Source organism: Acidilobus sp., assembly GCF_049973875.1.
Taxonomy (GTDB): domain Archaea; phylum Thermoproteota; class Thermoprotei_A; order Sulfolobales; family Acidilobaceae; genus Acidilobus.
Genome location: NZ_JBMFJI010000007.1, coordinates 1 through 12,988, shown reverse-complemented (window position 1 = coordinate 12,988; position 12,988 = coordinate 1). Strand labels below are relative to the sequence as shown.

The following is a 12,988-nucleotide window of genomic DNA, read 5'->3' as shown; positions in this document are numbered from 1 at the left end:
CACGGAGGCGGTTGAGACCCAGGACCTGACGAGGGTGTTCAGGGTCAAGTCGCTGGAGGTCAGGGCCCTGGACAGGGTAAGCCTCAGGGTACCCAGGAGCTCGGTGGTCGCCCTGGTGGGCCCCAACGGCTCGGGCAAGACGACGCTGATAAAGATACTCTCGACCCTTCTGCTGCCCACCTCAGGGAAGGCGTACGTCATGGGCCACGACGTCACCAGGGAGGTAAAGGAGGTCAGGGGGAGCATAGGGCTCGTGCTGACGGGCGAGAGGCTCTTCTACTACAGGCTCACGGGCTACGAGAACCTGCTCTTCTTCGCGAGCCTCTACGACATGAGCCTCGGCGAGGCCAGGCGGAGGGCTAGGGAGACGCTGGAGCTCGTGGGCCTGGGCAGGTGGGCAGACGTGCAGTACATGAAGTACAGCCTGGGGATGCAGAGGAGGCTCGCCATAGCCAGGGCCCTGATCCACGACCCCCCTGTGCTCCTGCTGGATGAGCCGACCCTGGGCCTCGACCCGGTCTCCGCCAGGGAGCTGAGGGGGCTCGTCAAGTCCCTCTCGAGGGACAAGGCCGTCCTCATGACTAGCCACTACATGGGCGAGGTGGAGGGCCTGGCCGACTACATCTACGTGATAAAGTACGGCAGGATAATAGCTGAGGGCACGCCGGCCAGCCTCAAGGCCGCAGTAGGCAAGGTCGTGGAGGCCTCGCTCCCCTACGACGCCGTCCCCCAGGACCTGAGGAGGTTCATGGCCTTCGTCAGGGGGAGCAGGGCCGTGCTCAGGGTGCCCAGGAGCATGGCTGACAGGCTTGACGGGAGGGCCGAGTACTACAGGGAGGACGAGCCTACCCTCGAGGACGTCTACGCGGCCCTGGTGGGCGAGGAGACCATGGAGATAGACCACAGGGCCAGGGGCGGCTGGGCCTGGAGGAGGGGTGGGATGGCTTGAGCCTGGCCAGGAGGCTGAGCGTTGTAGTTGCCAGGCTCTACGCCTACGTCTACCTGAGGGGCTTCAGGGTCTGGAGCACCTACAGGACGCAGATGGCGCTTAACGTGGTCAGCTGGGTGCTCCCGGTGTTCACCTACTACTTCACCGGTACAGCCCTAGGCGCCAGGATAGTGAGCGGGGCCTTCAGGATGAGGCCCCAGGAGTACACGCCCTTCGTCGTCATTGGCCTGGCCTTCCAGGGCTACGTGTCCTCCGTCATAACGACGATAAGCGGGAGGATGAGGAACGAGCAGCTCATGGGCACCATAGAGTACTACCTGATGACGCAGAGCGGGGTCCTCGGCATGCTGATATACTCGACGCTGTGGGGCTTCATAATGAACTCGATAAGCATGGCTGTCACCCTGGCCATAGGCTACGGCCTGGGCGTCAGGTACGCGGCCTCCGGCCTGCCGGCCGCGGTGATCATAGTTGCCGAGCTGCTCACAGCCACCGTCGGCATCTCAATGGTGGCCGGGGGAGTAGTTATGATAACAAAGCAGGGCAACCCTGTGGCGTTCTTCTTCTCAACAGTCACCACCCTGATAGCCGGCACCGTGTTCCCCGTGTCAGTGCTCCCCGCGTGGCTCAGGTACGTAAGCTACGCCGTGCCCCTGACGCCCGCCCTCCAGGGCCTCAGGCTGTCCCTCCTTGATGGCGTAGGCGTGGGCGGCGTCCTCTGGTACATACTTGTGCTCCTGGCCTACGACGCGGTCCTGCTGCCCCTGGGAGTCGTGGTTTACACGTACGGCTTCAACAGGGCCAGGAGGGACGGCACGCTCAGCGAGTACTGAGGCTCAGGATCACCTGCCTGAGCCCCCTGAGGTCAGGCACCACTGCAAACCCCAGCTCCGGGAGCACGATTGCCTCGCTCACCCTGCCCCTGGCCACCAGCACCGCCCTGAGGCCGGCCGCCAGGGCGCCCCCCAGGTCCTCCGACGCCCTGTCGCCAACGTGCACTAGCTCGCCTATATCAACTCCCAGCCCCCTCGCCGCGGCCAGGAAGGCCTCAGGGCTGGGCTTTGAGTGGCCTATCTCGTCGGCGAAGCCCATGAAGTCGAAGGCGTCCCCGAAGGCCCTGCTCAGGAGCCTCCTGGTGGCCGAGCTAGACCAGAACAGGGTGTTCCCCAGGACCCCGACCCTAAGGCCCAGCCCCCTCACATCCCTCACGGCCTCCAGCGAGTCCTGGAAGGTGACAGCGCTCACGTCGAGGGAGGCAACGGCGTCGTTTATCACCTGCAGCAGGTCGCCCCCGTAGCCTAGGGATGACGCCAGGTAGCTGACGGAGGCCCTGACGCTCTCAGCGCCGCTGAGCCCCTTGAGCTGCCTGAGCCTCCTGACGTGCCTGTCCGCCTCGCTGACGGCCTTCCTGACGTCGTCCGCGGGCCTTCCCGTGACCCTTGACACGGCCCCTATCATGGCCTCCCTGGCCACCTTGAGGTTCAGCAGCGTGTCCCAGACGTCAAACGTCACGGCCCTTATCATGACCTCTCGCCGGGGCCAGGGAGCCTACTCATAGACTAAAACCTTAATATTAAGATATCCTGCAGGGCCTGGTCGGATCCCCTACCTTCACTCTACCTTGCCTGCTCCGCCCTGCAGCCCCAGGACCTCCGACGCCTCGGAGGCGAGCCTGTGGGCCACCCTTATGGGCTCAGGCACCCTGGTGAAAAACTGGTACAGCTCCACAAGCTTAGCGGCCTCCTCGACGCCCATGCCCCAGGCAACTATGTAGAGCCTGCCCCTCCTCGTGTTAACCTCCCTCGCGCCCGAGACCAGCGATATGGCCCTGAGCCTCAGCTCCGCGTCCCTGAAGTGCCGCCTCAGCGGCCCTGAGAGCCTCTCGAGGCTGGGCATGTAGGAGTACACCACGACCACGGGCATGCCCGTCAGCCTGCTGAGGCCCGGCAGCGAGACGAAGTTGAAGCCGCCTATGGTTATCGAGTCCAGCATTATGACGCCTGGAGGCCTAGCCATGAGTGACACCATGCCTGATATCACCGAGGTGGCGTCGAGGCCATCAACGCGTATCAGGCCTATTGAGGCGCTGCGGGGCCACAGCTCCCTGTAGGAGACGCAGGCGACCGCCGTGACCCCGCCCCCCAGCTTTCTGACGACGCCGTCGTCGCATGCAACTGCCGTGAACTCCAAGGCGGGCCCCTCAGTAGCTGACGGCAGCCCACAGGGCGCCGCCGCGGCCCCTGAGGCGCACCTCGTCAAGCTTCACCGAGCCGCTCAGCCTCAGGTCAGCGGAGGAGGGGCCGACGTAGAAGCTGTAGGCGCCCCCGGGCACTACAAGCCTGTCGCCCGGCAGGTGGACGGAGAGCGCCTCATAGCTGACGCTGAACGTGACCCGCCTGGCCTCGTTGACCTTAAGGGGCACCCTGGCGAAGCCCACCAGCTCCACCCTTGGCCTCTCGTAGGCCTGGGAGGGAGCGCTCATGTAGAGCTGTGACACCTCCTCAACATCAAGGGGGCCCAGGTTCCTTACCGTAAAGGAGGCCCTGACGCCGTTTTCATAGGTCGTCAGCTCAAGGTCGGAGTACTCGACCCTCGAGTAGCTCAGTCCATGGCCGAACGGGAAGGCCGCCGAGGGCCTCCTCCTGGTGATCCTGGAGTACGAGGACCTACGGAGGTTGTACCTGACCGGCAGGTCGCCAACGGAGGCAGGTATCGTCACGGGAAGCCTGCCCGAGGGGTTCACCGGGCCAGCCAGGGCCCTGGCTATGGCGTTGCCCCCCTCCTCGCCCGGGTAGAACGAGTACAGGATCGCCGCCGAGGACCTGACCACGTCGTCAGGTATGGCCAGGGGCCTGCCTGATACTATAACCGTGACCAGCTTGGCCCCGGAGTTGGCCAGCTCCCTGAGAAGCCTCACCTGGCACTCGGGCAGCGCGGGGTCCCTGTCTATCCCCTCGCCCGAGGTGACCTCGGGGTCAGCCAGCCAGAAGCCGCCCGCGACCTCGCCTACAACTGCAACTACTGCGTCGTGCCCAGGCGCGGCCTCAGCGGCGGCCCTGACCTCCTCGTCGCTGCAGCTGGTCCAGCCGCTCACCCTGACGAAGTCCACGTTGAGCCCCAGGCCCCTGAGGCCCTCAAGGACGCTAACCACCCTGGTGACCTCCTCCCTGAGGCCCCTGTGGGCCTGGAGGTGGTAGTCGAAGAGCAGGGCCCTGCCCTCCGCGGCGCTGGGGCCCGTGAGCAGGACCCTAGCGCCGCGCCTCAGCGGCAGGGTTCCGTCATTCTTGAGCAGCACCAAAGACTTCTCGGCCGCCTCCCTGGCCAGCTCCCTGTCGCCCGGCCCCTCCAGCGGCTCGCCCGAGTAGCTCACGTATGGGTTCTCAAAGAGGCCGAGGGCCACCTTGACGGCCACTACCCTCTCCGCCGCCCTCCTTATCACGGACTCCGGCGCCCTGCCCGACCTGACCATGTCTGCCAGGGCCCAGTAGAGCCTTTCCCTCATGGGCGCGTAGCCGTTCTCCACGTCAACTCCTGACGTTATTGCCAGGAGCGCGGCCTCCCCCCTCCCCCGGGCGACGCCCTGGACATCAATGAGCATGCTCAGGGCCTCGGCGTCAGACACCGTGAAGCCGCTGAAGCCCCACTCACCCCTGAGGACGCCGTCTATGAGGAGCCCGTTGGCGTGGCTTGGGACCCCGTCAACGTCGTTGTAGGACGGCATTACTGAGAGGGGCGAGGACTCCTTGACGGCAGCCTCGAAGGGGACCATCACGAGGTTCCTGAGGTCCAGGTAGCCTATGGGGGCGTTGGCGCCGTTCCTGCCCCCCTCGGAGGCCCCGTAGGCCACGAAGTGCTTCAGCGTCGCGGCCACCCCCTGGGACTGCACGCCCCTGACGTAGCTCACCCCCATGGCTGCAGCCAGCCTGGGGTCCTCGCCGTAGGTCTCCTCGCACCTGCCCCACCTGGGGTCCAGGCAGAGGTCAAGCACTGGGGAGAAGAGCTGCCTGACGCCGAGCCTCGAGGCCTGCCTTCCAATTGCCTGGGCAACCCTCAGCATCAGGCCGGGGTCAAAGGTGCTGGCCATTGCCAGGGGCGACGGGAAGGCCGTGGCCTGGGGGACCATCAGTCCCCCAGCCCCCTCCTCCTCAGGTATGGCGGGTATGCCCACCCTCTCCATCAGGAACCGCTGCAGCCTGTTGAACTCCCTGGCGGCGGCCGCCAGCTCCCTCAAGACGCCGTTGCCGTAGACCCTCTTGACTATGCCGACCCCGCTGCCGACCAGCTCCCTTGCCTTCTCCTCAGAGAGCCTCCCGCTCTCGTCGAGGAGGTCAGTGAACGGTATGGCCTCCAGCTGGGCTATGGCCTCCTCCAGGGTCAGCTTTGAGACTATTTCCCTCGCCCTGAGGAAGTGCTCAGGCCTGAGCTCCAGCAACTTCGCCCCGCGGCTTTGTTGCCTAGGCAGAATAAATGCACGTCAGCGCCTCAGCGGGTGTTGAGCGCTGTATACTTTTTTCTACTCATTCATGTCTATTTTAATAGATTCTTTGATACTAAGAAAGGTTTTTAAAGATTAGAAAGATTTATGATGTGTGGTGATGGAAGTGGCCTACCAGAGGAAGGACATAAGGGGGAGCGGAGCCAGGTACTCCGCGGACGCCAGGTACGCCATATGCGAGAAGCTGGGCTACACCACGTGCCTCAGCCTCTACGGGTTCAAGTGAGGTCACCTTCTTTTAGTCAACAGGGCAAGGGCTGCAATTAGCGCCACGACGGCAACTACTACAGGAACCAGCAGCTCCTCGACTTCATGGGCTTTGGCCGGCCTGACGGATGATATGGATGTAGTTGCGTGACTTGTGGAGGCCGCGGGCGCGCTGACGCTAGTTGTGCTCGTTAACTGTGAGGCCGTAGCTGAAGTCGTTGTGGTCGTAGCGCTGCAGAGGTTCGTGGGGGAGCCGTTGACCAGGTACCAGGAGCTGACGTTGAAGTTCATCATCATATCGCCGCCTGGGGCGTCAACCTCGGCCCCGAGCTGTATAACGCTCAGGTAAAGCCCCTGCTCCCACTGGGTGCCGTTGAACTCCCCGATTATGTTAAGGGTCTCGTTCATAAGCTCGCCCAGGTCGACGCCGTACTCACCCTTAAGTAGCCCGTGGTACTGGCCGCCGCTTTCGTTGACCTCAGGTATCAGTATTATGAGCATCCAGCCCGAGGGGCCCCCGTTGCGGGGAAGTATGAAGACCTGGTAGGTCACGTTTTTAATAGTGCCGTTGATGAGCGTCGGCATGGTCACGGGCCTCCACGTTACCCAGTACGGCAGCCCAGCCAGGCTCTGGTTAGCGTACATCCAGAGCATCAGCTCAACGTCGCTTGGTCCGAGCGATGTGGCGCCGGGGCTCCTGACGAGCCATATGTCGTACGAGAAGTCGTTGTAGGCGCCCCTGCTGAGCGAGAGGGAGTAGTTCACCACGGACCAGAGGTCGGGCACCTCAGAGGCCGGCATGGGGAGGCTCAGGAAGCCGTAGCTTGAAGTCCTGGTATAAAATGGCCCCCAGGAGTACCAGCCGTACATTATGTCGGGGAAGCCCACCACCGGCGTGAACTTGATGGCCCTCGAGACCCCAGTGACGTTAATGTAAACATAAAGGTGCCCCCCTGAGAGCACCATTGTCACGTTGCCTGAGCCCCCGACGAGGTTCCAGAGCATGGGGGATATCATTGCAGCGGCCCCGTCCTGAAGGCCACCTATGTAGGCGTTGTAGTTGTTGACGCCGGCGAGCGTGAGGAGCGTGTAGTTGCCCCTCGGTATCATGGTGTAGTGCTGGCTGCAGGCCGCCGCCTGGAGGCCAGTCAGCGCGAAGGCCGCTATGCCAACAGCTAGGGCCAGGTAAAGAAGCCTTACACTCATCCTTACACGCATGGCGCTGGCCTCCATCAGCTGGCTGACTTTAGGGCCTCCAGCGCGTAATGACATGAGGCCCAGTGGCCCGGCTCAACTTCCTTCAGCGTGGGCTTGTTGGACCTGCAGTAATCCCTTGCGAATGGGCACCTGTCGGCGAAGACGCAGCCCTTTATGTAGCCGGTCTTGAACTCTATTGTCGTCGTGGTTATGCGGTCCCTCCACCTGGAGGTTATGCGGGGTATGGACTTCATAAGCAGCTGGGTGTAGGGGTGGGCAGGCCTGCTGTAGACGCTGTCGACGTCGCCGTACTCCATGATCTCGCCCTTGTAGAGCACCAATATCCTGTCTGCTATGTACGACGCCAGGCCAAGGTCGTGGGTCACGAAGAGCACGGACACCCCGGCCTCGGTCTTGAGCTTGTAGAGCAGGTTAAGCACGTTGGCCCTCAGCGAGGCGTCTATCATTGAGACTATCTCGTCGGCCAGGAGCACCCTGGGCTTTATCAGGAGGGCCCTGGCAATCATTATCCTCTGCAGCTGTCCGCCGCTCAGCTGGTGCGGGTACTTGCCCAGGGTCTCGTCTGGGTCCAGGCCAACGAACTCCAGGGACTCCCTTATGGCTTTCGTCCTCTCGGCCTCTGACGCCGAGGGCATGTACGTCTTCGCAGCCATGTAGAGGGGCCTCTCAACCCTGTAGAACGGGTTGAAGGAGGAGTAGGGGTCCTGAAGCACGGCCTGAACCTCCCTCCAGTACTCCCTGTTGTCCCACCTCTCCAGCGGCCTGCCGCGGTACAGTATGGTGCCTGAGGTGGGCCTCTCGACCTTCATCAGTATCTTGAGCAGCGTGCTCTTCCCGCTGCCGCTCTCGCCCACAATCGAGAGCACCTCACCTTCCTTCAAGTCGAATGATATGTTGTTAAGCGCGTAGATCCTCGTCGTCCTGAAGAAGCCCGTGCTGAAGACCTTGGTGAGGCCCTTAACCTCGTAAAGCTCCTCGCCGTTCACTGAGCCTCGCCTCCGGCGTAGAGCCAGCACGTCACAGTCCTCCTTCCTCCGTCTAAGTGAACTGCGGGCGGGGCCTGGCGGGAGCATACGTCCTTTGCCATCGGGCACCTGGGGTGGAACCTGCAGCCGCTGGGAGGCGATATCAGTGATGGCGGCTCCCCCCTGAGCCCCTCGACGCGCCTCTTAGTTATCCTGACCCCCGGCTCGGGTATGTTTGATACGAGGACCTTGGTGTAGGGGTGCCTGGGGTTCGTCATAATGTCCTCTGCGGGGCCCGTCTCCACTATCTGGCCGGCGTACATGACCGCTATGTCTGTTGATATCTCATTCACTAAGGCTATGTCGTGAGTTATGAACACCATGGACTTTATAGAGCCCTCGCTGACCAGGTCCTGCAGGTACTGTATTACCAGCCTCTGCACCACCACGTCCAGCGCGCTGGTCGGCTCATCCGCTATAAGGACCTCAGGGTCCAGGAGGGTGCTTATTAGGATGGTCACCCTCTGCCTCATGCCGCCGCTCAGCTCTATGGCGTACCTGTCAAAGACCCACGGGGGAAGGCCAAGCTTCAGGGCCCTCTCCCTCGCCAGCTTCACCCTGTACGCGAACTCGTCAGGTGGAACATCATGGGATATCAGCAGGTCCCTCACTATATCCCTTATCTTGCTGGTCGGGTTCAGAGCGTTCATGGCGTACTGGGGAATTATGGATATGCCTGCGGCCCTCACCTTCCTAAGCTCCTCAGGGTGCATTGTAAAGATGTTCATGCCCTTAAACAGGACCTCGCCTGAGACCACCTTAAGCGGGGGCCTCATGGTGTTTGATAGGACGCTGCCCAGCGTGCTCTTCCCGCTGCCGCTCTCGCCCACAACTCCCAGGACCTGCCCCTGCTCCAGGTCAAAGGAGACGCCGTCCACAGCCTTAACCTCGCCGGCTGACGCGAAGTAGTACGCCTTGAGGTCCCTTACCTCGAGCAGCTTCAACCCTCATGCACCCCTCAGCCTTGGGTTAAACACCCTGTCCATGCCCATTGCTATCGCCGTGAGCGAGGTGGCCACGAGAATTATGACTACCACTGGCGGCATCCACCACCACCACCAGTTGTAAACCAGGGCCCCCCAGCCCCAGGCGTAGCCTATCATGAGGCCAAGGGTTATGGTGTTCCCAGGGCCAAGCCCTATGGCGTCAAGCCCCACGTCTGCCATTAGCGCCCCGTTGAGCGTCATCACGAGCATTATAGCTATGTAGGGGAGCATCTGCGGCATTATCTCCGTGAGGGCTATGGACAGCCCGCCCATGCCGTTGAGCCTGGCGACGGTGACGTAGTCCCTGCTCCTCATGTTCAGGGCAAAGCTCCTGTAGGCCCTCGCCCCCCAGGGCCACGAGAACGCGCCTATTATTACGGCCTCGAGCTGAAGGCTTGGATGGTGAACTATGGAGGCTATCAACAGGAGTATGGTAAAGGTGGGTATGACTAGGAACGTGTTGGTCAGGAAGTTGAGCACGGCGTCAGGTATGCCACCCATGAAGCCGGCTATGACACCTATGGCCAGGCCTATGAACGTGGCCAGGACGGCCGCCACTGTGGCAACGAAAAGCGTGTGTTGCGTGCCGAAGAGGAGCTGGGAGAGGACGTCCTGCCCGAAGCCAGTGGTGCCCAACAAGTACTTAGCCGAAGGGGGGCTGTTCAGCGACCCCACCGGGGCCAGGTAGTCCTTGTAGGGGGCTATCACGCCGGCCAGAAGGGCGGGGACAACTACTATAAGGAGAACTATTACACCCCCCAGGAAGAACCTCTCCCTCAGGAGGGACCAGAGCAGGGAGTTCCTGATGCTCTGGACCTCAACCTTAGGCCTTGGGATCCTCCTGCTCAAGGTATCGTCACTCCCCTACCTCAGCCACCCTGACCCTGGGGTCAAGCACGCTGTAGAGTATGTCAACGATGTAGTTAGCCAGCAGCACCACGATCGCTATAACAACGAAGACCCCGGCCACGGTGAGGTAGTCGTTGTCGGTGGCGGCTATGCCCATTATGTAGCCCATGCCGGGGTAGCCAAATATGAACTCGAGCACGTAGGAGCCGCCCACCACGGTTCCAAGGCTGAGCGCCAGGCCAGTTATCTGGGGCAGGAAGGCGTTCTTCATGGCGTACCTCGACAGTATTGAGGGGCGGATCCCCAGGGCCTCGCCGTAGTTCATGTAGTCGCTTCCCTTCTCGTTAATTATGAGCTGCCTCATGCCGAGGACCCAGCCGCCGAGCGAGACTATGGTTACAGAGGCGAAAGGCAGCACCCAGTGCCTGAGGAGTATCGGAAGGTAGGACCAGGTAAGCCTGGGTATCGCTGAAAACGTGTACCCGGTGGCAGGAAGCCAGTGGAGGTCCACTGCAAATACAAGTATGAGCAGGAGGCCAAGCACGAAGAACGGTATGTTATTTATAGCCACAAAGGCTATCATTGAGGCCTTGTCAGTTATGGTGTCCGTCTTCCTGTAGCCTATCTGGGCCCCCAGTATGTTGCCAATGACCCAGGCCACCACCGTGGAAGGTATTATTAATATAAGGTCATAGGGCAGGGCCTCAGCTATCACCTTGTTGACAGTGGCAGGGAAGAACGCTATCGAGGGCCCGAGGTTCCCGTGGAACAGGTCCTCCCAGAAGTGGACGTACTGAAGCCACAGCGGCTCGTTGGCGCCGAAGAGCCCCTCTATGTAGTTGACCATCTCCTTATACTCCTGCGGCGATATCATGGAGGAGCCCTGGGTCAGCGACCTGACCATCTGAGAGACCGTGATCTCAACGGCGTTGTAGGGCAGGAGGCGAGGGATGATCCACGCCACCGTCACCGCCACGAACCATGTAAGCAGGTAATATAGTCCCTTATACAGTACGTGCTTTACGAACGGCGAAAGCCTAAGCATCTTCACGCCTCGTGTATTAGGTGTAACTGCCTGCGTGGTTTTAAGTACACCTTTCACTGAGTTAAACATGCACTTAAATCTGTGCACAATGCTTCACACCTACACGAGTGAGAGCGTGAAAGGCAGGTCTTTAGGATTTCTTGGCATAGCAGTTATAGCGGTCTTCATAATAGCCATGGCGGGGTACCTAGCCCCGGCTGTAAACTTTAGCCCTGTCAGGGCCCAGACGACGACCTCGCTGATCTCGCTGCCTCCGGATCAGACTGTGTACGCGGGCGGCGTAAGCTGGAGCCCAATAACCACGCTCAACCCGTTCTCCACGGCGAACGTGATAGACGCCATGGAGCTGGGCATGGTGTACTTGCCGCTGTTCCTCTGGTCCCCCGTCACGCTGCAGTACTACCCGGCCCTAGGCGAGAACTTCACGGTAACGTCAGTCACGGTGCCCGCCTCCATGGTCTATGGGCCTAACGCCACGGGCACTGTGGAGAGGGCCGCGCTTCTCGTGTGGATATGGCCTAACGCCACCTGGCAGGACGGCCAGCCTGTGACGGCGGGCGACGTTGCCTTCACGTACTACCTAGGCAAGTACTACCCCTCGCTTGCATGGGGCTGGATGTGGTCCCCGGGGCCTGGGGCGCTGCTGAACGTCACGCCAGTTAACGATAAGGAGGTTGAGTTCATATTCAACAGCTCGCCCTCGTCGCCGCCGTGGGGCAACATACTTGCGATACTCACAAGCCCGTCGTACCCGGTGCTCCCGCTTCACGAGTTCTACCCAAGCCTCAGCGCCTTCTTCGCCAACGCCTCTAAGTGGAGCCCGATAACTTGGAACCCCAACACGTCACAGGTTATAGGCGACGGCCCGTACGAGATATACGCCTACACCCCGAGCGAGGTGGTCTTCAAGAAGTGGAGCGGCTGGTGGGGCTGGAACATATGGAACGTGTCCGACAACGGGGCCTACGCTCCAACGTACCTGGCTGACGTAGTGATAACCTCAAACCCGCAGGCCATATCAATGTTTGAGAGCGGGGAGATGACGTGGGGCGGCTACTTCCTGACCAACGTGTGGCAGCTCAGGTCCAACGGCATCTACACGTACCTGAGCCACGCCCCCTGGAACCTGCAGGAGGGCCCGTGGGTGACGCTCCTCATAAACGAGATGTACCCGCCTTACAACATAACCCTCGTGAGGAGGGCAATAGCATATGCCATAAACACCGAGCAGCTGGCCCAGGTGGGGGAGAACGGACAGGAGGAGCCAGCTAACATAAGCAACGGCTTCGGCTTCTTCGCGCCGTACAACATCTACAGCAAGGCGTGGGGCAAGTACATCAACATGAGCATAGTGCAGAAGTACGGCTGGACCTTCAACTTGACGGAGGCCAAGCTCCTCATGGACGAGGTGGCTAAGGAGTACGGCTGGCACATGAACTCGCAGGGCTACTGGGTGACGCCGCAGGGGTGGGTGGTTAACGCCACAATAATAGTGCCCTACGGCTGGACCGACTGGATGACGGACGCCCAGCTCATAGCCCAGAACCTGTCTAAGATAGGGATTGACGCCTCAACGGTGTTCCCATCCTACAGCCAGTGGTACAGCGACGTGGCGGAGGGCGAGTACTCAATGTCACTGATGTGGTCGTGGTCGGGCGTGATACCCAACACCTGGTTTGAGTACTTCCTGTGGACCACGGGCACAGCGCCAGTGGGCAGCTGGGCGTGGGCTGACATGGAGAGGTTCAACAACACGGCCGCGTGGCAGGCCTACAATGACATGAGGGAGATATTCACGATAAACCCGGACAACATGAGCGCCCTCATGCCGCTCTACGATAACCTGCTAACCATACTGTTAAACTACACGCCCGTCATACCGCTGTTAACTAATGGCATATGGTACGAGTACTCAACCACGTACTGGCAGGGATGGCCCAACGAGACCACGGGCTACCTGTTCCCGCCGGCTCCATGGGACAACCCAGGCAACGCCTACGTGCTAGTGCACCTGTACCCCAAGGGAGCCACCATTACGACCACCACCTCAACAACACCTACCACAACGACAACCACGTCTGCCACCACGACCACCACCTCAACAACACCTACCACAACGACAACCACGTCTGCCACCACGACCACCACCTCAACAACACCTACCACAACGACAACCACGTCTGCCACCACGACCACCACCTCAACAACACCTAC

Annotated in this window: 12 protein-coding genes; 4 read left to right on the top strand and 8 right to left on the bottom strand. The window is 61.1% G+C overall.

Going from position 1 to position 12,988, the window contains the following annotated elements; all coding sequences use genetic code 11:
* The first annotated feature begins 34 nt into the window (after nt 1-34).
* Both ACP5H1_RS03885 and ACP5H1_RS03880 read left to right on the top strand, forming a co-directional pair.
* Entirely contained in the window at nt 35-949 is a 915-nt protein-coding gene (locus ACP5H1_RS03885) for an ABC transporter ATP-binding protein (protein ID WP_427971939.1), read from the top strand.
* Nucleotides 946-1,782 carry an ABC transporter permease gene (locus tag ACP5H1_RS03880; RefSeq protein WP_427971936.1) on the top strand — a complete coding sequence of 279 codons (837 nt, stop codon included), beginning with the start codon at nt 946-948 and terminating at the stop codon, nt 1,780-1,782. The genes ACP5H1_RS03885 and ACP5H1_RS03880 overlap by 4 nt, the downstream gene beginning before the upstream one ends.
* Here ACP5H1_RS03880 and ACP5H1_RS03875 read toward each other — a convergent pair.
* From ACP5H1_RS03875 to ACP5H1_RS03865, 3 genes are all read right to left on the bottom strand, one after another.
* A complete protein-coding gene (locus ACP5H1_RS03875) occupies nt 1,769-2,473 on the bottom strand; it encodes an HAD family hydrolase (RefSeq protein ID WP_427971933.1) in 705 nt (234 codons plus the stop codon). The two genes, ACP5H1_RS03880 and ACP5H1_RS03875, sit on opposite strands and share 14 nt — an antisense overlap.
* An 87-nt stretch (nt 2,474-2,560) precedes the next feature.
* Entirely contained in the window at nt 2,561-3,139 is a 579-nt protein-coding gene (locus ACP5H1_RS03870) for a DUF99 family protein (protein ID WP_427971931.1), read from the bottom strand.
* 10 nt (nt 3,140-3,149) lie between these two features.
* Complete coding sequence (locus tag ACP5H1_RS03865; protein ID WP_427971929.1) at nt 3,150-5,381, bottom strand: beta-glucosidase family protein; 2,232 nt, start codon at nt 5,379-5,381, stop codon at nt 3,150-3,152.
* Between the two features lie 160 nt (nt 5,382-5,541).
* On the opposite strand from ACP5H1_RS03865, the gene ACP5H1_RS03860 reads away from it, so the two are divergent.
* Complete coding sequence (locus ACP5H1_RS03860; RefSeq protein ID WP_427971926.1) at nt 5,542-5,670, top strand: hypothetical protein; 129 nt, start codon at nt 5,542-5,544, stop codon at nt 5,668-5,670.
* A 2-nt stretch (nt 5,671-5,672) separates the two neighbouring features.
* Here the strand turns inward: ACP5H1_RS03860 and ACP5H1_RS03855 are convergent, their stop codons facing one another.
* The 5 genes from ACP5H1_RS03855 to ACP5H1_RS03835 are packed head-to-tail and all read right to left on the bottom strand — an operon-like array spanning nt 5,673 to nt 10,774.
* Nucleotides 5,673-6,884, bottom strand: coding sequence for a hypothetical protein (locus ACP5H1_RS03855; protein ID WP_427971924.1), 1,212 nt, complete (start codon nt 6,882-6,884; stop codon nt 5,673-5,675).
* Entirely contained in the window at nt 6,884-7,855 is a 972-nt protein-coding gene (locus ACP5H1_RS03850) for an ABC transporter ATP-binding protein (protein WP_427971922.1), read from the bottom strand. The genes ACP5H1_RS03855 and ACP5H1_RS03850 overlap by 1 nt, the downstream gene beginning before the upstream one ends.
* Entirely contained in the window at nt 7,852-8,838 is a 987-nt protein-coding gene (locus tag ACP5H1_RS03845; protein WP_427971920.1) for an ABC transporter ATP-binding protein, read from the bottom strand. The genes ACP5H1_RS03850 and ACP5H1_RS03845 overlap by 4 nt, the downstream gene beginning before the upstream one ends.
* Nucleotides 8,839-8,841: 3 nt before the next feature.
* Nucleotides 8,842-9,729, bottom strand: coding sequence for an ABC transporter permease (locus ACP5H1_RS03840; RefSeq protein ID WP_427971917.1), 888 nt, complete (start codon nt 9,727-9,729; stop codon nt 8,842-8,844).
* 7 nt (nt 9,730-9,736) lie between these two features.
* The gene (locus ACP5H1_RS03835) at nt 9,737-10,774 is read right to left on the bottom strand and encodes an ABC transporter permease (protein WP_427972092.1); all 1,038 of its coding nucleotides are present in this window, start codon (nt 10,772-10,774) and stop codon (nt 9,737-9,739) included.
* A gap of 115 nt (nt 10,775-10,889) precedes the next feature.
* Here ACP5H1_RS03835 and ACP5H1_RS03830 point away from each other — a divergent pair.
* On the top strand, nt 10,890-12,988 hold a 2,099-nt coding region (locus ACP5H1_RS03830; protein WP_427971914.1), incomplete at its 3' end, for an ABC transporter substrate-binding protein.

What these genes read in the sequence shown, in the direction of transcription:
- ACP5H1_RS03855 (WP_427971924.1), bottom strand. Translation starts at nt 6,884, where the DNA reads ATGGAGGCCAGCGCCATGCGTGTAAGGATGAGTGTAAGGCTTCTTTAC.
- ACP5H1_RS03835 (WP_427972092.1), bottom strand. Translation starts at nt 10,774, where the DNA reads ATGCTTAGGCTTTCGCCGTTCGTAAAGCACGTACTGTATAAGGGACTA.
- ACP5H1_RS03875 (WP_427971933.1), bottom strand. Translation starts at nt 2,473, where the DNA reads ATGATAAGGGCCGTGACGTTTGACGTCTGGGACACGCTGCTGAACCTC.